Source organism: Actinomadura sp. 21ATH, assembly GCF_041951345.1.
Classification (GTDB): domain Bacteria; phylum Actinomycetota; class Actinomycetes; order Streptosporangiales; family Streptosporangiaceae; genus Spirillospora.
The window spans coordinates 48,938-69,840 of the sequence record NZ_JBGNUR010000016.1 but is presented as its reverse complement, the minus strand read 5'-3'; the positions used below and the strand labels follow the sequence as shown (position 1 = coordinate 69,840).

The window sequence follows — 20,903 nt, the reverse complement described above, 5'->3', positions numbered from 1 at the left end:
AAGGCGCCGTCTTCCCTCGTCACGCGTTCCTCGCTCCTCGGTCCGGACGACGCCCGCCCACTCAGACATTCAGGTACGCCTCCAGACCGTGCCGGCCGCCCTCGCGGCCGTAGCCGGACTCCTTGTAGCCGCCGAACGGCGACGCCGGGTCGAACTTGTTGAACGTGTTGGCCCACACCACGCCCGCGCGCAGCCGCTCGGCCATCCACAGGATGCGCGAGCCCTTCTCGGTCCAGACGCCGGCCGACAGCCCGTACGGGGTGTTGTTGGCCTTCTCGACGGCCTCGGCGGGGGTGCGGAACGTCAGCACCGACAGCACCGGGCCGAAGATCTCCTCGCGGGCGATGCGGTGCGACTGCGCGACGTCCGTGAACAGCGTCGGCGCGAACCAGAAGCCGCGCTGCGGCAGCTCGCAGGCCGGCGACCAGCGCACCGCGCCCTCCCGCTCGCCGATCTCGGAGAGGGTGCGGATGCGGTCCAGCTGCTCGGCGGAGTTGATCGCGCCGATGTCGGTGTTCTTGTCGAGCGGGTCGCCGACGCGCAGCGTGGCCATGCGCGCCTTGAGCCGGTCGAGCAGCTCTTCGGCGACCGACTCCTGGACGAGCAGCCGTGACCCGGCGCAGCACACGTGGCCCTGGTTGAAGAAGATCCCGTTCACGATGCCCTCGACGGCCTGGTCGAGCGGCGCGTCATCGAAGATCACGTTGGCGGCCTTGCCGCCCAGCTCCAGCGTGACCCGCTTGCGGGTGCCGGCGACCGACCGGGCGATCTGCCGTCCCACGTCCGTGGAACCGGTGAACGCAACCTTGTCGACGCCCTCGTGCTCCACCAGCAGCCGGCCGGTCTCGCCCGCGCCGGTGACGATGTTGACGACGCCCGGCGGCAGCTCCGCCTGGCGGCAGATGTCCGCGAACGCCAGCGCGGTCAGCGGCGTCGTCTCGGCGGGCTTGAGCACCACCGTGTTGCCGCCCGCCAGCGCCGGGGCGATCTTCCAGGCCAGCATCAGCAGCGGGAAATTCCACGGGATGACCTGCGCGGCCACCCCGACCGGCCGCGGGTCCGGGCCGAAGCCCGCGTACCCGAGCTTGTCCGCCCAGCCCGCGTAGTAGAAGAAGTGGGCGGCGACCAGCGGCAGGTCCACGTCCCGCGACTCGCGGATCGGCTTGCCGTTGTCGATCGACTCCAGGACGGCCAGCTCCCGCGAACGCTCCTGGACGATCCGGGCGATCCGGTACAGGTACTTGGCCCGCTCCCGGCCCGGCATCGGCCCCCAGACCTTGTCGTACGCGGCGCGCGCGGCGGCCACCGCGCGGTCCACGTCCGCCGCGGCCGCGGCCGCGATCTCGGCCAGCGTCTCCTCGCTCGCCGGGTTGATGCTCTTGAACGGCTCGCCGTGGCCGTCGGTGAACTCGCCGCCGATGAACAGCCCGTACGAGGGCCGGATGTCGACGACGGCCCGGGACTCGGGCGCCGGCGCGTACTCGAAGATCATCTCTAGTCCACCGTGAAGTAGTCGGGGCCGGAGTAGGCGCCGGTGGCCAGCTTGCGGCGCTGCATCAGCAGGTCGTTGAGCAGGCTGGACGCGCCGAGCCTGAACCACTCCGGGGTGAGCCAGTCGGGGCCGGCGGTCTCGTTCACCAGCACCAGGTACTTGATCGCGTCCTTGGTCGTCCGGATGCCGCCGGCGGGCTTGACGCCGACCTGCCGCCCCGTCCGGTCGCGGAAGTCCCGTACCGCCTCCAGCATGACCAGCGTGACCGGCAGCGTCGCCGCCGGGCTCACCTTGCCGGTGGAGGTCTTGATGAAGTCGGCCCCGGCCCGCATCGCCAGCCACGACGCGCGCCGCACGTTGTCGTAGGTGACCAGCTCGCCGGTCTCGAAGATGACCTTCAGATGGGCGTCGCCGCAGGTCTCCTTGACCGCGACGATCTCCTCGTACACCTTGAGGTAGTCGCCGGCCAGGAACGCGCCGCGGTCGATCACCATGTCGATCTCGCTCGCCCCGGCCGCCACCGCGGCCCGGGTGTCGGCCAGCCTGGCCTCCAGCGGCGCCCGCCCGGACGGGAACGACGTGGCCACGCTCGCCACCCCGATCCCGGTCCCCTTCAGCGCCTCCACCGCGACGCCGACCAGGTCCGGGTACACGCAGATCGCCGCCACCTTGGGCACGTCCGGGTCGCCGGGATCCGGCTGGGCGCCCTTCGCGCACAGCGCCCGCACCTTCCCGGGCGTGTCGGCGCCCTCCAGGGTGGTCAGATCCACCATGGAGATCGCCAGATCGATGGCCCGGGCCTTGGCCGTGGTCTTGATCGACCGGGTCGCCAGCCGCGCCGCCCGTTCCTCGGCGCCGACCTGGTCCACCCCGGGCAGCCCGTGCAGGAAGGCGCGCAGCTCCGCCGCTCCACCCACCTGGTTCAGAGTCTCCGTTGACACTCCTTCATTATTGCCTGCCCTTGGCGTCAGACCTTGACGGCCTTCCTTCGGCGGGCCGGCGGCGATCGCCGCATCGCTCCGGCTCGCCCAGGGGCTCGCTGCGCGATCAGTTTCTCACTGGCGCTCGAATCTGGCTTCGCACGCGATCGCAACGCTGTAGGTCCACACCACTTGAGCAGGCAAGCTGAGGTCAGTGCGGCAGGCGGCCCGGAGCGGCCGCACGCCCACTCTCGCGAACGCGTAAACGGTCAAGGGCCGCCCGCGCCGTTCCAGCCGGCGCGCCAGGAGGCGCTCTGGAGGGAGAACGTCCCGCGACCGTTCGGCCCGCGCCGATCGTCTCGCCAGCGCTTTTCCGGACTGTCGTATCCGGCCGGTAGCGTTCTGACCACGCTCAGGGACGCGAGTCGAAGGGAGCGATCATGAGGGACCCGGAAGTACGGTTCGACGGCCGGTTCAGCGGCCCCGGCGCCGAGGCGACGCCGTGGGCGGCGACCCGCGCGGTGCTGGAGTCCGCCCAGATGTTCTGGATCACCACCGTCCGCGCCGACGGGCGGCCCCACGTCACGCCCCTGGTGGCCGTCTGGGTCGATGAGACGCTGCATTTCAGCACCGGCCCGCAGGAGCAGAAGGCGGTGAACCTCACCCGCAACCCCAACGTCGTCCTGACCACCGGCACCGAGCAGTGGGACCGGGGGCTGGACGTGACGGTCGAGGGCACGGCCGAGCGCGTCACCGGCCGCGCCGCCCTGGAACGGCTCGTCGCCCCGTGGGCGGCAAAATGGGACGGCCAGTGGCGGTACGAGGTGACCGACGACGGCCTCGGCCACCGTTTCGAGCACGGCACCGGAGTGGCGCACGTCTTCGCCGTCCGGGCCGCCAAGATCCTCGCCTTCGGCAAGAACCCCTTCAGCCAGACCACCTACATCCCCACCTGAACGCGGGCTCGGCTAGTACGGGGAGGGGCCGCCGAACATCTCGCTCAGCTTCGGGGCCAGTTCCACGTCGCCGCCGAGTTTCAGGCGGCCGTCCATCAGGAGCACGGCCGGATTCGTGCGGCCCGACAGGGTGCGGAGGAAGTCGGCGCTGCCGGTGCTGACCGTCAGGGCGGGCTTGCGGGCCCGGCCCGTGCGGGCGCGGGCGCGGGCGTTCCGGACCTCGATGGTCCAGTAGTGGACCATTCCCGGGCGGGACAGCTGGAACTCCAGCTCGCCCTCGAATCCGGCGGCCGCGTCCGGGTCGTAGGCGCGGGCCATTCCGGCGAAGAAGAGCCGTTGCGCGCCGACACCGAAACGGCGTTCGAGTTGCGCGTCCGGGCGGTCGCCGACCAGGCGGTAAAGGCCCTGCCGTACGCGGCGCTGGCCGGCGGCGCGGGCCTCGTCCAGCGGCCGGCGGCGGTGCCGCGCGCCTTTCTCGGCCCGCGCGACCTCGGCGTCCTCGTCGATGCGGTAACCGCTCGGCAGCGTGCGCGGCGCCGCCCTGCGGGCGAGGGCCGCCTCGATCGCGGGGGCCAGGCGCTCGGCCTTCTCCGCCTCCCTTTCCTCGCGGCCTTCGGTGAAGCGCGGGAGCACTTCACGGCCGAACAGCTCCAGCGATTCGCAGATGTGCTCGTGCCGGTTGGGCCCGGCCTGGAGGACGAACGAGATCTGGTCGACGCCGACCGACTCGTAGCGTTCGATCAGCTCGGTGACCTGCGCGGGCGTGCCGACGGCGCCGCGGAGGGAGCCGATGTTGACGTTCAGCGCCTCGGCGTTGGCGATGATCTGGTCGCGGGAGAAGCCGCGGGCGGCCCGCCTTTCCTGGAACCGCCGCCACACGTCGGTACGGCCCGGATCGTGCGGTGTCGTCCCGTAGTAGTGCGCCAGCGCGAATCCGAAGAAGTGCGCACCGTCGATACCGCGGTCGATCGCCGTCTGCTCGTCCTCGTGCAGCATCATCGGAAGGACGACGGCGACGTTCGGATTGACCGAGAAGCCCGCCGGGACGCATTCCTCCGAGGCGAGCAGCTCGTAGTAGCTTTGCACCCATCTTCCGGCGTCCTCGGGCTCGATGAACGAGAACGCCAGCGCCCCGATGCCGTTCCGCGCCGCGAACTCGATGGTCTCGCGCCGCGAGCAGGCCACCCACAGCGGCGGATGCGGTTTCTGCACGGTCTTGGGAATGACATTGCGCGGCGGCATCCGCAGGTGCGCGGAGTTCCAGCCGGCGAACGGCTCCTCCACGAACATCCTCGTGATCGCGTCGATGGCGTCCCGCCACTGCTCCCGCTTCTCGGTGCGCCGGACGCCGAAGCCGCCCAGTTCGGCGGACGAACTGGACTCCCCCGTCCCGAACTCGACGCGCCCGCCGGACACCAGGTCCAGCGTCGCGATCCGTTCGGCGATCCGGGCCGGGTGGTTGACCCGGGGCGGCAGCTGGACGATCCCGTGCCCGAGCCGGATCCGCTCCGTCCGCTGCGAGGCCGCCGCCAGGAACACCTCGGGCGCCGCCGAGTGGCTGTACTCCTCCAGGAAGTGGTGCTCGACGGCCCAGACGGTGTCGAACCCCGCCCGGTCGGCGATCTCGATCTGCTCCAGCGCGTCCCGGTAGAGCCGCCGCTCGCCGCCCTCGTCCCACGGCCTGGGGAGCTGATGCTCGTAGAAGATCGAAAAGCGCACCGCACACCTCCCGGTCACCGCCACCCTCACCCGGACTGGACAACGCGTCAATAGGCGGTGGCCGGGGTGTCGGCGCCGCCGCGGAACGCGGCGGCGAACGCCTCCTCGCCCAGTACCGCCGTCGCCGCGGCCGTGATCCGGTCGACGTCGCCCCGCTCGGCCTCGGGGAGCGGGGCGCCCGCGCCGCGGCGGGCGGCGTCGGCCGCTCCCAGCAGCCGGGCGGCGCCGGCCGCGTCGCCGGTGAGGACGAGCGCGCCCGCGAGCCCCTCCAGCGAGAGGGCCACCGCGCGGGGGTCGGCCAGGGTACGGGCGATCTCCAGGGCGCGGCGGTGGTACGCGGCGGCCTCAGGGCCGTCCCCGCGCAGCTCGGCGGTGAACCCGAACTCGGCCAGCAGCAGATGCTCCCCGATCATGGACGACTCGTACTCGTCGCGGATGCGCGCCAGGTGGGCCGCCGCGGCGTCGAGGTCGCCCGAGCGGCGGGCGCCGAGCGCGAGCCCCATGAGCGCGTGCGTCTCGACGTACCGGTAGCCCTGCTCGGCGGCCATCCGCCGCGCCCGCTCGTGCAGGTCGCGGGCGCGTTCCCAGTCGTGCGCGAGCAGCGCCAGCCGGCCGAGGCCGGAGAGGCGCGCGGCGACCTCGTTCTGCAGGCCCAGCTCGCGGGCGATGCGCAGGCCCTCGTGCTGGCCGCGCTCGGCCGCCGCGTAGTCGCCCTTGATCTCCGCGAGGACGGCGAGCGGCGCCACGGTCTGGAGCTCGCCCCAGCGGTCGCCGATCTCCCGGAAGAGGGCCGCCGACCGCGGGCCGTCCGCGGCGATCGCGGCCAGGTCGCCGCGGACGAGCGCGAGCATCGCCTGGAGGCCGAGCGCGGCGGCGGTGCCCCAGGGGTCGCCGTCCTCGGTGAACAGCTCCCGCGCTCTGGCGTTGGCCTTCTCGGACGCGCCGGGCTCGCCGATGTGGAACAGCCCGTAGGCGTACAGCCAGGCGGCCCGGCCGTCCCGGACGGCGGCGATGTCCGCGCCGGCGGGCCGTTCCCCGGTCAGCAGCGCGAACGCCGCGTGCAGGACGCGGGCCTCGGCGGAGTCCGGGACGGCCGCGGCCACCGCCGCGAGGGCGCCGCGGGCCTCGTACAGGCGCCCGCGCAGCAGCCACCACCAGCTCAGGGCGCCGGCCAGCCGCACCGCCTCCGCCGCGGCCCGGCGGCGGACGGCCTCGTCCACCGCCGCGCGCAGGTTCGCGGCCTCGGCGTCGAGGCGGTCGAGCCACTCCCGCTGCCCGCCGTCGCGCAGCCGCGGCGCGGCGCGCTCGGCCAGCAGGAGGTGGTGGCGCAGGTGCCGGCCGCGCGTGCCGTCGAGATCGCCGGCCTCCGCCAGCCGTTCCAGCGCGTACGCGGCGACGGACTCCAGCAGCCGGTAGCGCGGCCCCGCCGCCCCTCCACCATCGTGACCAGCGACCGGTCGACGAGCCGGGTGAGCAGTTCGAGGACGTCCTCGGCGCGCAGCCCGTCCCCCGCGCAGACGGCCTCCGCCGCGTCCAGCCCGCAGCCGTCCGGGTGCACGGCGAGCCGCCGCAGGACGATCCGCTCGGCCGGGGCGAGCAGCTCCCAGCTCCAGTCGATCATGGCGCGCAGGGTCTGCTGGCGGGCCGGGGCGCCGCGCCGTCCCGTGCCGAGCAGCCGGAACCGGTCGTTCAGCCGCGCCGCCAGCTCCCGCACGCCGAGGGCCCGGACGCGGCCGGCGGCGAGTTCGAGGGCGAGCGGGATGCCGTCGAGCCGCCGGCAGATCTCGGCGACGGCGTCCCGGCCGTCGTCGAGCCTGAACCCGGGGGCCGACTCGGCGGCCCGGGCCGCGAACAGCCGCACGGCGTCGTCCTCCTGGAGCGGCTCCACCTGGTAGACCGACTCGCCCGGGATGTCCAGCGGCTCCCGCCCGGTCGCCAGGATCGTCAGCCCCGCGGCCGAGCGCAGCAGCGCCCCCGCCAGCGCGGCGGCCGCCTCCACGACGTGCTCGCAGTTGTCGAGCACGAGCAGGAGCCGCCGGTCGCGGAGCGCCGCGGCGAGCCGGCCGGCCGGGTCCGGCGCGCCGCCGTCCGCGGGCCCGGCCGCCATCTCGTCGCGGAGGCCAAGCACCGCCGAGACCTCCTGCGCCAGCTCCGCCGTTCCGCCGCGCCGGCCGGCGAACTCGACGAACCAGACGCCGTCCGGGAACGCGTCCCCGGCGGGCCCGGACGCGGCCTCCACCGCCAGCCGCGTCTTGCCCACCCCGGCCGAGCCCGTGAGCGTCACCAGCCGCGCCGCGCCGAGGAGCCCGGTGACGTCCTCCCGGCACCGGTCGCGGCCGATCAGCGCGGTGAGCGGGACGGGCAGGTTCGAGGGGGGCGGCGCCGGCTCGGCCGCCCGCTCGGGCGCCGGGGCGAGGGCCGGGCCGAGCGCCGGATCCTGGCGCAGGATCGCCTCGTGCAGGGCGGCGAGCTCCGGGCCCGGATCGAGGCCCAGCTCGTCCGCCAGGAGCGCGCGCAGCTCCGCGTACGAGGCGAGCGCGTCGCCCTGCCGGCCCGCCAGGTAGAGGGCCCGCATCTGGACGCCGCGCAGGCGCTCCCGGAGCGGATGCCGCGCCACCAGGTCCGCGAGCTCCCCGGCGAGCAGGGCGTGGTCCCCCGCGTCCAGCCGGGCCTCGGCCTGCTCCTCCAGGACGGCCAGGCGCTGGTCGGCCAGGCGGTCCGCGGCCGGCCGCACGAACTCCTCGTCCGCGAAGTCGGCGAACGCCGGCCCGCGCCACAGCGCCAGGGCCTCGCCGAGCAGCGCGGCGCGGGCGCGCGGGTCGTCCTGCGTGCGGGCCCGCGCCGCCAGCGCGCGGAACCGGTCGGCGTCCACCTCGTCGCCCGTCCCGCCGAGGTCGAGCCGGTACCCGGGAGCCTGGTGGACGACCCGGGACCGCCCCAGGAAGCGGCGGAGCATGGACACCTTCGCCTGGAGGGCGTTGGCGGGCCGGCCCGGCGGCCGGTCGCCCCACAGGTCGTCGATGAGCCGGTCGGCCGGCACCGGGCGGCCCTCGTGCACCAGCAGGTCGGCCAGCAGCGCCCTGACCTTCGCCTCGGGGATCCGGACCGGCGCCCCCTCGTCGTCCCACACCGCCAGGGGGCCGAGCACACCGAACCGCATGCCGGAAACCGTACACACGGCGCCGCCGCCCGCCCATCAGCGGGCCATCAGCGTCCCCGAAGCGCTCCCCGGCACCGTGTGTCCTGCCGGCGGCACCTCGTCGGCCGCATCGACAGAGGAGCACCACCGTGCACGTCCAGACGCCGGCCGCCGCCAGGGGCCGGACCACGCCCCGGGAGGACCGGCTGCCCATGTCCGCGCTGCTGGCGTTGGCGACGGCCGTCTTCATCACCAGCCTGACCGAGACGCTGCCGGCGGGCCTGCTGCCGGCGATGAGCGGCGACCTGGACGTCGGCGAGTCCGCCGCCGGGCAGCTCGTGACGATCTACGCGATCGGTACGGCCCTCACCGCCGTGCCGCTGACCGCCGCGACCGCGGGATGGCGCCGCAAGCGCCTCCTGCTGGCGACGGTCGCCGCGTTCGCCGGAGCCAACACCATGACGGCGCTCTCCAGCGACTACCTGCTCACGATGACCGCGCGGTTCGCCGCCGGGGTCGCGGCCGGTCTCGCCTGGGCGCTGCTGGCCGGGTACGCCCGCCGGATGGCGCCCGCCCGCCTCCAGGGCCGGGCGATCGCCGTCGCCATGGCCGGCATCCCCGTCGCGCTGTCCCTGGGCGTCCCCGCCGGCACGTTCCTCGGCACCGCGCTCGGCTGGCGGGCGGCGTTCCTGCTCATGACCGTCCTGACCGCCGTCCTCATCGGCTGGATCACGGTGGCCGTCCCGGACTTCCCCGGCCGCCCGAAGGAGGAGCGGGCGGGGGCGGCCCGGCAGCGCGCGCTCGGCGTCCCCGGCGTGGCGCCCGTCCTGGCCGTGACCCTGGTGTTCGTCCTGGCGCACACGATCCTCTACACCTACATCGCCACGTTCCTGGACGGCCTGGGCATGGGCGGCTCCACCGGCCTGGTCCTGCTGGAGTTCGGCGCCGCGTCCCTGGTGAGCATCTGGATCGTCGGCGCGCGGATCCACCGGCACCTGCGGGCGCTGACCGTCGCCGGCGTGCTGCTGGTCGCCGTCGCCGCCGCCGTGCTCGCGCTGGGATCCGGCAGCGCCGCCCTCGTCCACCTCGCCGTGGTGCTCTGGGGCCTCGGCTGGGGCGGCGCGCCCACGCTCCTGCAGACCGCCGCCGCCGACGCGGCCGGCGACGCGGGGGACGCGGCGCAGGCCCTGCTCGTCACCCTCTGGAACGCGGCGATGGCCGGCGGCGGCGTCGCCGGCGGCGTCCTCCTCGGCGCCTTCGGGACCGCCTCGTTCGCCTGGAGCGCGCTGGCGCTCCTCGCCCCCGTCCTCGCGATCGTGCTGGCCGCCAGGACGCACGGTTTCCCCGCCCGCAACGGCCGCTGACCGGCCGGCCCGCCCGATACGGAAAGGAATCTCGCCATGACCACCGCGACCCTCCACCCCGCCCTGCTCAGCCCCGCCGCGATCGGCGGCCTCGCGCTGCCGAACCGGCTGGCGATGGCGCCGATGACCCGCAACCGCGCCGACGCGGACGGCGTCCCCGGCGACCTCATGGCGGGCTACTACGCCCAGCGCGCCGCCGCCGGGCTGATCATCGCCGAGGCGGCCACCCCGAACCCCGCCGGGCTCACCTACCCCAACATCCCCGCGATCTACGCCCCGGAGCACGTGGCGGGCTGGCGGCGGGTCACCACCGCGGTACGGGAGGCCGGCGGCCGGATGTTCCTCCAGATCCAGCACGGCGGCCGGGTCGGGCACCCCGACAACAGCGGGCTGCGTCCCGTCGCGCCCTCGCCCGTCCCGCTTCCCGACACCGTCCACACCGGCGCGGGCCCGCAGGCGGCCGTCGTGCCGCGCGAGATGACCCCGGACGACATCCGCGCCACGGTCGCCGACTTCGCCGCCGCCGCGCGCAACGCCGTACGGGCGGGGTTCGAGGGCGTGGAGGTGCACTCGGCCAACGGCTACCTCCTGCACCAGTTCCTGGCGAGCGGCACCAACCGCCGTACCGACGACTACGGCGGCTCGGCCGAGAACCGCATCCGCTTCACGGTCGAGGTGACCCGCGCCGTCGCCGCCGCCATCGGCGCCGAACGCGTCGGCGTCCGGATCTCGCCCGGGGTCACCGCGAACGCGATCCACGAGGACGACCCCGGCGACGTCTACCCGGCGCTCGTCCGCGCCCTCGCCGAGATCTCCCCCGCCTACCTCCACATCGTCTACGCCGAACCGGACCGGCCGCTCTTCCGCACCATCCGCGAGATGTGGCCCGCGACCCTCATCGCCAACCCGAAGCTGCCGGAGGTGACCACCGGCCACGTCCTGCGCGAGTCCGGCCGCCTGGTGGACGCGGGCGCGGACGTCATCGCGCTCGGGCGCCCGTTCCTCGCCAACCCCGACCTGGTCGACCGCCTGCGCCTCGGCGCGCCGCTCAACCCCGTGCGGGACCGGCATCTCATGTACACGGGCGGCGCCACCGGCTACTCCGACTACCCGACGCTGGGCGCCGCGGCGGCCTGAGGAGGGAGCGGTGTCCGGAACCGGACAGCATGGCTGACGTGCGGCGGGGATGGATGGGTGTTGACGCGGCCGAGCGTTCAGTAGACCGTTCCATCCACCGCCGCCCGGCGGTCTCGGGGGTGACTCGTCGCACCGGTCCCACCCTGGAGGTGGCCATGAAGAGGAAGCTCTGCCCGGGCTTATTTGGAACGCTCCAAGCACGTTCGCTGGCCGGAACGCTCGCCTGCCTCACCGTGCTCGCCGCGGCTCCGGCCGCCGCCGGCACGAGGACCGCGCCGGTCCCCGTGCCGGCGGCGCTGGAGACGCCCGCGCTGTTCGACGACGACGCGGGCGGGAACGCCGACGGCGACGATCCCGCGATCTGGGCCCATCCCCGGGAGGCCGGCGCGGGCCTCGTGATCGCCACCAAGAAGGACGCCGGCCTGTCGGTGTACGACCTGTCCGGCCGCGAGCGCCAGGCCGTCGCCGCGCCGCCCGCGCCCGGCCCCGGCGACGCGCCGGGCCGCTTCAACAACGTCGATCTCCTCTACGGCGCCGGACCCGGCGGCGCGGACCTCGCGGTGGTCAGCGACCGCGGCCACGACCGGCTGCGGATCTACACGATCGACCCGCACGCGGCCCTGCGGGGCGCGCCGCCGCTGCGGGACGTCACCGCGGCCGGCGTGCCGTTCCTGTTCTCCGCCGACCAGTCGGAGGTCAACGAGGAGGCGACGGCGTACGGCCTGGCGACCTGGTTGGACCGTTCCACAAACCGGATGTACGCCATGGTGAGCCGAAACGACCACACCTCCGTGGCCATGGCCGAGCTGGTCAGCGCAGGCGGCCGCGTCGGCTACCGGGTGGTGGACGGCATCGACCTGCCGCACACCTTCACGCTGCCGGACGGCACCGCGTGGCGGCCGTGCGGCGAGCCCGGCGAGCTGCCGCAGGTCGAGGGGATGGTCGTCGACCGCGAGCGCGGCGTCCTGTACGCGGCGCAGGAGGACGTGGGCATCTGGCGCGTCCCGGTGCGCGGCGGCTTCGGCACCGCCCGGATCGTCGACCGGGTGCGCGAGTACGGCGTCCCGTGGACGTACGACGCCGCCGCCGACGAGTGCGTCGTCCACCGCGACGACGACCCCGGGTACGGCGGGCGCCACCTGAGCGCCGACGCCGAGGGGCTCACCATCTACTACGCCGAGGACCGCGAAGGCTACCTGCTCGCCTCCGGCCAGGGCGACGACACGTTCACCGTGTACGACCGCGAGCCCGGCAACGCGTTCGTCGGCGCGTTCACGGTCGCCGGCGGCCGGACCGACGGCGTGCAGGAGTCGGACGGCGCGGACGTGCTGAACGTCGACCTCGGCGGCCGGTTCGACGAGGGGCTGCTGGTCGTCCATGACGGCCGGAACACTCCCGAGGTCATCGGCCCGGACGGCGAGCCGCGCGCCAACACGAACTTCAAGTACGTGCCCTGGGACGCCGTGGCCGGGGCGTTCCCCGACGAGCTCACCGTCGATCCCGGCGGCTGGGACCCCCGCGACTGACCCCTTGAGGAGGATCCGATGTCCGTACCACGACGACGCTTCCTCGCCGGCTCCGGGCTGGCGATCGCCTTCAGCGGCAGCGTGGACGCGCTGTTCCGTCCCGCGGCCGCCGCGGCGGCGGCCGGCGCCGGCGACGCGCACGGCTACGGCCCGCTGGTGCCCGACCCGGACGGCCTGCTCGACCTGCCGGCGGGCTTCTCGTACCGGACGATCTCGCCGCAGGGGTCCCCGATCGGGGACACCGTCGTCCCGGGCGCGCACGACGGCATGGCCGTCTTCCGGGGGCGCCGGCACGGCACCTGGCGGCTGGTGCGCAACCACGAGCAGCGCGGCCCGGACGGCCGGGTCGCCGCGCCGCCGGAGCTGACCTACGACCCGGCCGCGCACGGCGGCACCACGACGCTGGAGGTCTCCAGGGACGGGGAACTGCTCGGCCACCACATCAGCCTGGGCGGCACCTTCGCCAACTGCGCCGGCGGGACGACCCCGTGGGGCACCTGGCTGACCTGCGAGGAGACCGAGGGCTTCGCCGGCGAGACGAGGAGCCACGGGTGGGTCTTCGAGATCGACCCGGCCGATCCGCGCCGCAACGCCGATCCGGTGCCGCTGAAGGGCCTCGGCCGGTTCTGGCACGAGGCCGTCGCCATCGACCCGGCGAGCCGGATCTGCTACCTCACCGAGGACGCGAAGGAGCCGTTCGGGCTGCTCTACCGCTTCCTGCCGGACGTCACCGCCAAGCGGTACGGGGCCTACCGGGCGGGCGGGCTCCTGCAGGCGATGCACGTGCCCGGCCTGCCGGACCTGTCGCTCGTCCAGGAGGCGGGGACGAGGTTCCGGAACGTGCGGTGGGTGGACGTCCCCGACCCCGAGGCCGCGAGCGAGTCCACGCGCATGCAGGTCGATCCCGTCACCCGCGGCGAGAAGCTGGAGAGCGCCTGGTGGGGGCGGAACTCGGCGTACTTCGTGACGAGCTTCGCCCGCGCCGCGAACGGCTCGCCCGCCGAGCACGCCGGGCAGGTGTGGCGCTACGACCCGCGGCTCCGGACGCTCGAACTGGAGCTGGTGTTCAAGCCGGGCGGGCGCTACGACTCCCCGGACAACATCACCGTGTCCCCGTACGGGGGCGGCGTGGTGCTGGCCGAGGACGGCGACGGGGAGATCTTCCTCGTCGGCGTCACCCGGGAGGGGCGGCCGTTCGCGCTGGCCCGCAACGCGCTCAACGACTCGGAGATGGCGGGGGTGGCGTTCTCTCCGGACGGCCGGACGCTGTTCGCCAACCGGTACACGCCCGGCGTGACCTTCGCCATCACCGGACCCTGGCACCGGCTGCCTCGCTGACGACCCAGGTAGGGACTGGAAGCGCTTTCAGAAACGACGTACGATCGGCACCGTACACGCTCGGAAAGCGCTTTCAGGGCCTTCCGGGCGAACCGACAGGAAGGTGCAGCGTGATGACGGAGCACACCACCGACACCGACCGGAACGACGACCGCGCGGCCCGCTGGGTCTCGCCCGATTTCGAGATCGTGGAGACCTCGCTGGAGGTCACGGCGTACTTCACCGCCGAGAGCTGATCGGTCCGCGATGCGGGTGCTGGTCCTCGGCACCGCGGCGGGCGGCGGTGTGCCCCAGTGGAACTGCGCGTGCCCGGGGTGCGCCGCCGCCCGTGCCGACCGGCGGCTGCGGCGGCGGCACGCCTCGATCGCGGTCGAGGCCGGGCCGGGGCGCTGGTACGTGGTCAACGCGACGCCCGACATCGGCGAGCAGATCGAGGCATGCCCGCAGCTGCACCCGGGGCCGGGACGCCGGGACACCCCGGTCGCCGGGGTGATCCTGACCGACGCCGAACTCGACCACACCCTGGGAATCTTGCGGTTGCGGGAGGCGTCGGGGCTGCGGATCGCGGCCACCGGCGCGGTGCGCGCGGCACTGGCGGACGGCCTGCGCCTGGACGCGGTGCTGGCCCCCTACGCCGGGATCTCCTGGACGGAGCTGCCCGAGAAGGCCCCCGAAGCGCTGGACGGCGGCCCGCTGGAGATCCAGGCCGTCCGGATGTCCGGCAAGCGCCCCAGGTACGCGGCCGAACTGGAGACCGCCGCCGGAGACGCCTGGGTGGTGGCGCTGCGCGTGCGCGACCGGCGGACCGGCAAGGTCCTGGTGTACGCGCCGTGCCTGGCCGCCTGGCCGGCGGAACTGGACGAGGCGCTCGCCGGCGCCGACTGCGTCTTCGCGGACGGCACGTTCTGGGACGACGAGGAGCCGCGCCGCGCCGGGTTCACCGGGCGGACGGCCACCGAGATGGGGCATCTGCCGATCAGTGGGCCGGGTGGCACGGCCGGGCGGCTGGCGGTGCTGCCCGCCGCGCGGCGTTTGTACACCCACCTGAACAACACCAACCCCCTCGTCGATCCGGACGATGCCGGGCACCGGCGGCTGGCCGCGGCGGGGATCGAGGTCGCCCGGGAGGGAACGGTGATCGAACTGTGAGCACGCCGGTACAGGTACGGGACGAGACCGACGCGAGGCTGCCCGACGCCGAACTGGAGGCGCGGCTGCGGGCGCTGGGCGCGGAGCGGTACCACCACCGCCACCCGTTCAACCTGCGCATGCACGAGGGGCTGCTGAGCCCGGACGAGCTGCGCCGCTGGATCCTCAACCGGTTCCACTACCAGCGGCACATTCCGGTCAAGGACGCGCTGATCCTGGCCAAGCTCGGCTCCCGGGAGCTGCGGCGCTCCTGGATCCGCCGCATCCACGACCACGACGGGAGCCCGGACGATGACGATGGCGGCGGCGCGGTCGGCGGGATAGAGCGCTGGCTGCGGCTGGGCGAGGCCGCAGGTCTGGACCGGGCCGCGCTGCTGTCCGGGGAGGGCGTGCTGCCGGGCGTCCGGCTGGCGGTGGACGGTTACGTCAACTTCTGCCGCAACGCCTCGGCGCTGGAGGCCGTCGCGTCCTCGCTGACCGAGCTGTTCGCCCCTGACCTGATGACGACCAGGATCGCCGCATGGGAGCGCCACTACCCGTGGGTGGAGGCGGAAGGGCTGCGCTACTTCCGGGTCCGGGTGGGCCAGGGCCGCCGCGACTCCGAGGAGGCGCTGGGGCTGGTGCACGAATGGGCGCGGACGCGGGCCGACCAGGAACGGGTGCTGGCCGCGTTCACGTTCAAGTGCGACGTGCTGTGGTCGCTGCTGGACGCCGTCGAGCGCGGGGAGGTGCGCGATGCCCGCTGAGCCCGCCGAGCCGTCGTGGCGGCCGGTGCTGGATCGTTCGGTCCTGCTGCGCTACGACCGGGTCCGCGGTACCGACCTGCTGCTCATGCCCGAACGGGCGGTACGCCTGAGCGGGTCGGGCGGCCCGATCCTGCGGCTGTGCGACGGCACCCGCACCGTCACCGACATCATCACCGAACTGGCCCAGACCTACCCCGGCGCCCCGCTGGCCGCCGAGGTGCCCGCCTTCCTGAACCGCGTCCGCGCCCATGGCTGGCTGCGATGACCACCGCCATCCCCGCCCCGTGGGCGCTGCTCGCCGAGGTCACCCACGCCTGCCCGCTGCACTGCCCCTACTGCTCCAACCCCCTCCAACTCGTCCGCACCAGCACCGAGTTGAGCACCACCGAGTGGGCGCGGGTGTTCGGCGAGGCCGCCGACCTCGGCATCGTCCAAGCCCACATCTCCGGCGGCGAACCCCTGCTGCGCCGCGACCTGCCCGCCATCGTCACAGCCGCCCACCAGGCCGGGATCTACACCCAGCTGGTCACCAGCGGCCTCGGCCTCACCCCCCAACGGCTGGACGAGCTGGCCGGCGCCGGGCTCAACAGCGTCCAGCTCTCCCTCCAAGACGCCCGCCGCCCCGGCTCCGACCTCATCGCGGGGCGCGAGTCGTACGCCGCCAAGGAGGAGGCCGCCAAGGTGATCACCGCGGCCGGGCTGCCGTTCGGGCTCAACGTCGTGCTGCACCGCCACAACCTCGACAACCTGCAAGAGATCATCGAAGTCGGCGCCCGCTGGGGCGCCGACCGCATCGAGCTGGCCAACACCCAGTTCTACGGCTGGGCCCTGCGCAACCGCACCGCCCTGCTCCCCACCCGCACCCAACTCGACCACGCCAAGACCATCGTCACCGCCTGGCGCGAACACCACACCACACCTGAGCTGGTCTGGGTGATGCCCGACTACCACGAAGGCGTCCCCAAACCCTGCATGGGCGGCTGGGGCACACGCTCGATCACCGTCGGCCCCGACGGCACCGCACTACCCTGCCCCGCCGCCTACGCCATCACCGACCTCGCGCCACCCAACATCCGCGACCACCCCCTGTCCTGGATCTGGACACACTCCCCAGCCTTCAACGCCTACCGCGGCACCGCCTGGATGACCGGCCCCTGCCGCGACTGCCCCCGCCGCGACATCGACCACGGCGGCTGCCGCTGCCAAGCCCACGCCCTCACCGGCGACGCCACCCGCACCGACCCCGCCTGCTCCCTGTCCCCCGACCACCACCTCGTCCACCAACCCGCCACCACCGCCGGCCACACCACACCCGCGTTCGTCTACCGGCGGCCGGGCGCGAGCTGACCCGCGCGACTTCTACCAAGCGCTCGCTTGACTCGGCGGGCTCCGGCCCGGCAGCGTGAGAGTGATCAGGAGGAGGGTGCGATGGCGCTGCTGGACGGGCTGCGGGTTCTGGATCTGACGATGTGGCGGCCTGGACCGTACACCACCCAGCTGCTCGCGCAGCTGGGCGCGGACGTGATCAAGGTGGAGCCGCCCGGCGGCGAGCCGATGCGGATGTTCCGGAGCCACTTCGACCTGCTCAACCAGCACAAGCGCAGCGTCGCGCTCGACCTCAAGGACCCGGCCGGCCTGGAACGGTGCCTGGAGCTGGCGCGGGACGCCGAGGTGTTCGTGGAGGGGTTCCGGCCCGGGGTGGCCGACCGGCTCGGCGTCGGGCACGAGGCGCTGCTCGCCCTCAACCCGGGGCTGGTCTACTGCTCGCTGTCCGGGTACGGCGCGCACGGGCCGCTGTCGGCGGTGCCCGGCCACGACATCAACTACCGGGCGTACTCGGGCTCGCTGCCCTCGGACGCCATGTCGCCGGAGACCGACGAGCTTCCGGTGGCGGACATGGGCGCGGCCACGATGGCGGCCTTCGCGATCACCGCGGCCTGCCTGAAGGCGCGCGCCACCGGGCTCGGGGACCGCGTCGACCTCGGCATGACGGACGTGCTGGCCCACTGGGTCGCGACCGTTCCAGAGGCGCCGAACGGGCCGGAGCGGGTGACCGGGTACCGGCCCGGCCCCGTGCCGGGGTACGGCGTCTACCCCACCCGGGACGGGCACGCGATCACGCTGGGCGTGGTGTCGGAGGAGCGGCTCTGGGCCGCCACCTGCCGCGCGCTGGACCTGGAGGAGCTGATCGGGATCCCGTTCGCCGACCGGATGGGCCGGGTCGCCGAGATCGACGCGGTGATCGCGAAGGCCGTGGCGGCGCTGGACCGTGACACGGCGATCGGCCTGCTGGAGGCGGCGGGGGCGCCGGTCGCGCCGGTGCTGGACCGGGCGGAGATGATGGCGCACCGGCACTTCCGGCACCGGCGGGTGATCGAGGACGGCGATCTGGGCTCGCCGGTGCGCACGGCCGTCCACCCGCCGCTGGGCCCCGGCCGCGTCGCCGAGCTGGACGAGCACGGCGGCCAGGGCTGGACCGGCTGAAAATTCGTACGGTTTGTCGCACCTGCCTGGCATCCTTGAAGCGTGAGCGCGCGTGCGATGCTGGTCGGCCGGTCGGCCGAACTGGAAGATCTAGAGGGGGCGCTCGCCGAGGCACCCGGAGCCGTCCTGGTGGGCGGCGAGGCGGGGCTGGGCAAGACCCGGCTGGTCCGCGAGTTCGGCGCCGCCGTCGAGGGGCGGGCCAGGGTGCTGGTCGGCGGGTGCCTGGAGCTGGGTTCGGACGGGCTGCCGTTCGCGCCGTTCACGACCGTTCTGCGCGGCCTCGTCCGCGACATCGGCATCGACGGGGTCGCGGGGCTGCTGCCCCGGGGCGCCGCCGGCGGGCTGGCGCGGCTGCTGCCCGAGTTCGGCGAGCCCGAGGGCGACGCCGCGTCCGGGCAGGAGCGGGCCCGGCTGTTCGAGCTGGTCCTGATCCTGCTGGAGCGGCTCGCCGACGAGGGCCCCGTCGTGCTGGTCATCGAGGACGCGCACTGGGCCGACCGCTCCACCCGCGACCTGCTGGCGTTCCTGATCCGCAACGTCGACACCGCCCCGCTGCTGATCGTCGTCACGTACCGGACGGACGAGCTGCACCGCACCCATCCGCTGCGGCCCCTGCTCGCCGAGCTGTCCCGGGTCGACCGGGTCCGCCGGCTGGAGCTGGCCCGGCTGTCCCGCGCGGACGTCGCGCGCCTGGTGACGGGCCTCCAGGGCGGCGAGCCGGCCGCCCGGACGGTGGAGGGCATCTACGCGCGGAGCGAGGGCAACCCGCTGTTCGTGGAGTTCCTGCTGGAGGGCGACTGCGACGAGCTGCCCGAATCGCTGCGCGACCTGCTGCTCGCGGGCGTCCAGCGGCTGCCGGAGGAGACCCAGGACGTCCTCCGCGACGCCAGCGGCGGCGGCACCCGCATCGAGCACGCGCTGCTGTCGGCGGTGTCGCGGCTGGACGACGCCCGGCTGACCCGCGTGCTGCGCCCCGCCGTCGCCGCGAACGTGCTGGTCGTGGACGGCGACGGGTACGCGTTCCGGCACGCGCTGATCCGCGAGGCCATCCACGACGACCTGCTGCCAGGCGAGCACACCCGCCTGCACACCCGCTACGCCGAGGCGCTGGAGAACGATCCGGGGCTGGTGCCGTCCGGGCGGCTGTGGGTCGAGCTCAGCCACCACTGGAACGCCGCCCACGACGCCACCTGGGCGCTGGTCAGCTCGTGGCGCGCGGCGGGCGAGGCGCGCAAGGCGCTGGCGTACGCCGAGTGCCTGGCGATGCTGTCGCGCGTCCTGGAGCTGTGGGAGCGCGTGCCGGACGCCGCCGAGCGGATCGCCGCCGAGCACGCCGAGGTCCTGGAGCAGGCCGTCGCGGCCGCCGACGACGCCGGCGAGTACGAGCGCGGCGTCAAGCTCGCGACCGCTGCGCTGCGCGCCATCGGCACCGGCGAGGGCACGAACGAGCGGCGCGCCGAACTGCTGATGCGGCGCGGCCGGATGTACCACCAGATGGCCCGGCCCGGTTTCGTCGAGGACCTCCAGGAGGCGGTCCGCTGCCTGCCGGCCGACCCGCCGACCGTGCTGCGCGCGCGGGTGCTGTCGGCACTGGCGCAGTACGTGCGCCTGACGACCGACATCCCGATGGCGCGCGAGGCCGCCGCCGAGTCGCTGCGCATCGCCCGGCGGGTCGGCGACGCGACCGCGGAGGCCGACGCGCTCAGCACGCTGTTCTGCGTGGACGTCGACTACGACGGCGGCGACTCGCTGCTGGACGAGGTGGAGGCCGCCGCGAACGCGGCCGGCAACCACCGGGTGCTCCTCCGGTTCGCTGTCATCAAGTCGCACTTCCTGGAGGGCGCCGCGCGGCACGAGGACGCCGTCGCGGTGGCGCGGCGCGGGATGGAGCTGGCCCGCGAGTTCGGCGTGGCCCGCACGCAGGGCGCGTTCCTCGGCATCAACCTCGCCGAGCCGCTGTTCTCGCTGGGGCGCTGGGACGAGGCGCTGACCGTCCTGCGGCAGTCGCTCGAACAGGAGCCGGCCGTCACCACCCGTACCTCGCTGCTCATCCTGGCCGGCGAGATCGAGCTGGCGCGCGGCGACGTGGAGGCCGGCTGCCGGCGCTTCAACGAGGCGCACGAGATCATGGAGTTCAAGACCCGCTGGCTGAAGACCCAGGACTACTTCGCCACCATCCGGCTGGAGGCCCGGGTCCACATGGCCGAGGGCCGGCCGGCGGAGGCGCTGGAGGTCATCGGCGGCGTGATCGCGAACGCCGGGCTGCCCGACGACGCCCGGTTCGCGTGGCCCGTCCTGGTGATCGGCGCGGACGCCTGCGCCCGGCTGGGCGAGGAGGCCGCCATCGGCGGGGTCCCGGCGTTCCCGCTGATCGAGGAGCGCGCCGCGGGGCTGTGCACGGTGAGCCCGTCGCAGGAGGCGCACCGGCTCACGTACGCCGCGTACGCCGCCCGGGTGCGCGGCGCGGAGACGCTGGCCGCCTGGGACGCCGCGGCCGCCGCCTGGCGGGAGCTGGAACGGCCGTACGAGCTGGCCGAGTCACTGCTGCGCGGGGCCGAGGCCGCGCTGGCCCGCGGCGACCGCGACGGCGCCGCCGAGCGCCTGGAACGGGCCGGCGAGGCCGCCCGCGGGCTCAGGGCGAAGCTGCTGTGCGACGAGATCGCCGAGCTGTCGGGCCGGCTGCGCCGCCCCGCGGACGCCGCCCCGCTCGGCCTGACGCCGCGCGAGTTCGAGGTGCTGCGGCTGGTGGCCGACGGCCAGAGCAACCGCGACATCGCCGCGGCGCTCTACATCTCGTCGAAGACCGCCAGCGTCCACGTCTCCAACATCCTGGCGAAGCTGGGCGTCACCAGCCGCGGCGAGGCCGCCGCCACCGCCCACCGCCTTGCCCTCTTCTAGAGGGCGGGTTCCAGAGGGGGCCGGAAAAGCGCTGA

General features: G+C 74.4%; 17 protein-coding genes. 12 read left to right on the top strand and 5 right to left on the bottom strand.

The window, feature by feature from the left end:
- Nucleotides 1-61: 61 nt before the first annotated feature.
- Together ACA361_RS33325 and deoC are read right to left on the bottom strand one after the other, a co-directional pair.
- Nucleotides 62-1,492 carry an aldehyde dehydrogenase family protein gene (locus ACA361_RS33325; protein WP_375018695.1) on the bottom strand — a complete coding sequence of 477 codons (1,431 nt, stop codon included), beginning with the start codon at nucleotides 1,490-1,492 and terminating at the stop codon, nucleotides 62-64.
- 2 nt (nucleotides 1,493-1,494) lie between these two features.
- Entirely contained in the window at nucleotides 1,495-2,433 is a 939-nt protein-coding gene (gene deoC / locus ACA361_RS33320; protein ID WP_375018694.1) for a deoxyribose-phosphate aldolase, read from the bottom strand.
- A 419-nt stretch (nucleotides 2,434-2,852) separates the two neighbouring features.
- Here deoC and ACA361_RS33315 point away from each other — a divergent pair, with 419 nt between their 5' ends.
- Nucleotides 2,853-3,368, top strand: a complete 516-nt coding sequence (locus ACA361_RS33315; protein WP_375018692.1) for a pyridoxamine 5'-phosphate oxidase family protein — start codon at nucleotides 2,853-2,855, stop codon at nucleotides 3,366-3,368.
- Nucleotides 3,369-3,380: 12 nt separating this feature from the next.
- Here the strand turns inward: ACA361_RS33315 and ACA361_RS33310 are convergent, their stop codons facing one another.
- The 3 genes from ACA361_RS33310 to ACA361_RS33300 are packed head-to-tail and all read right to left on the bottom strand — an operon-like array spanning nucleotide 3,381 to nucleotide 8,247.
- Nucleotides 3,381-5,087, bottom strand: coding sequence for an LLM class flavin-dependent oxidoreductase (locus ACA361_RS33310; protein ID WP_375018690.1), 1,707 nt, complete (start codon nucleotides 5,085-5,087; stop codon nucleotides 3,381-3,383).
- 47 nt (nucleotides 5,088-5,134) lie between these two features.
- A complete protein-coding gene (locus ACA361_RS33305) occupies nucleotides 5,135-6,307 on the bottom strand; it encodes a hypothetical protein (protein ID WP_375018688.1) in 1,173 nt (390 codons plus the stop codon).
- On the bottom strand, nucleotides 6,247-8,247 hold the full coding sequence (locus ACA361_RS33300) for a BTAD domain-containing putative transcriptional regulator (protein WP_375018686.1): 2,001 nt from the start codon (nucleotides 8,245-8,247) through the stop codon (nucleotides 6,247-6,249). The genes ACA361_RS33305 and ACA361_RS33300 overlap by 61 nt, the downstream gene beginning before the upstream one ends.
- Nucleotides 8,248-8,375: 128 nt before the next feature.
- Here ACA361_RS33300 and ACA361_RS33295 point away from each other — a divergent pair, with 128 nt between their 5' ends.
- The 11 genes from ACA361_RS33295 (at nucleotide 8,376) to ACA361_RS33245 (ending at nucleotide 20,868) form a co-directional block, all read left to right on the top strand.
- Nucleotides 8,376-9,590, top strand: coding sequence for an MFS transporter (locus tag ACA361_RS33295; protein ID WP_375018684.1), 1,215 nt, complete (start codon nucleotides 8,376-8,378; stop codon nucleotides 9,588-9,590).
- Between the two features lie 36 nt (nucleotides 9,591-9,626).
- Nucleotides 9,627-10,727: an alkene reductase gene (locus ACA361_RS33290; protein ID WP_375018682.1), complete on the top strand. Its 1,101-nt coding sequence runs from the start codon at nucleotides 9,627-9,629 to the stop codon at nucleotides 10,725-10,727.
- Nucleotides 10,728-10,882: 155 nt separating this feature from the next.
- On the top strand, nucleotides 10,883-12,253 hold the full coding sequence (locus ACA361_RS33285; protein WP_375018680.1) for a phytase: 1,371 nt from the start codon (nucleotides 10,883-10,885) through the stop codon (nucleotides 12,251-12,253).
- 18 nt (nucleotides 12,254-12,271) lie between these two features.
- Nucleotides 12,272-13,591 carry an alkaline phosphatase PhoX gene (locus tag ACA361_RS33280; protein ID WP_375018678.1) on the top strand — a complete coding sequence of 440 codons (1,320 nt, stop codon included), beginning with the start codon at nucleotides 12,272-12,274 and terminating at the stop codon, nucleotides 13,589-13,591.
- Between the two features lie 113 nt (nucleotides 13,592-13,704).
- Entirely contained in the window at nucleotides 13,705-13,827 is a 123-nt protein-coding gene (pqqA, locus tag ACA361_RS33275; protein ID WP_375018676.1) for a pyrroloquinoline quinone precursor peptide PqqA, read from the top strand.
- Between the two features lie 10 nt (nucleotides 13,828-13,837).
- Nucleotides 13,838-14,740, top strand: coding sequence for a pyrroloquinoline quinone biosynthesis protein PqqB (pqqB, locus tag ACA361_RS33270; protein ID WP_375018674.1), 903 nt, complete (start codon nucleotides 13,838-13,840; stop codon nucleotides 14,738-14,740).
- Nucleotides 14,737-15,486, top strand: coding sequence for a pyrroloquinoline-quinone synthase PqqC (gene pqqC / locus ACA361_RS33265; protein ID WP_375018672.1), 750 nt, complete (start codon nucleotides 14,737-14,739; stop codon nucleotides 15,484-15,486). The genes pqqB and pqqC overlap by 4 nt, the downstream gene beginning before the upstream one ends.
- Entirely contained in the window at nucleotides 15,476-15,751 is a 276-nt protein-coding gene (gene pqqD / locus ACA361_RS33260) for a pyrroloquinoline quinone biosynthesis peptide chaperone PqqD (RefSeq protein ID WP_375018670.1), read from the top strand. The genes pqqC and pqqD overlap by 11 nt, the downstream gene beginning before the upstream one ends.
- Entirely contained in the window at nucleotides 15,748-16,833 is a 1,086-nt protein-coding gene (gene pqqE / locus ACA361_RS33255) for a pyrroloquinoline quinone biosynthesis protein PqqE (protein ID WP_375018668.1), read from the top strand. The genes pqqD and pqqE overlap by 4 nt, the downstream gene beginning before the upstream one ends.
- A gap of 81 nt (nucleotides 16,834-16,914) precedes the next feature.
- Nucleotides 16,915-17,970, top strand: a complete 1,056-nt coding sequence (locus ACA361_RS33250; RefSeq protein WP_375018666.1) for a CaiB/BaiF CoA transferase family protein — start codon at nucleotides 16,915-16,917, stop codon at nucleotides 17,968-17,970.
- Nucleotides 17,971-18,012: 42 nt separating this feature from the next.
- Nucleotides 18,013-20,868 carry an AAA family ATPase gene (locus tag ACA361_RS33245; RefSeq protein ID WP_375018664.1) on the top strand — a complete coding sequence of 952 codons (2,856 nt, stop codon included), beginning with the start codon at nucleotides 18,013-18,015 and terminating at the stop codon, nucleotides 20,866-20,868.
- Nucleotides 20,869-20,903 lie beyond the last annotated feature (35 nt).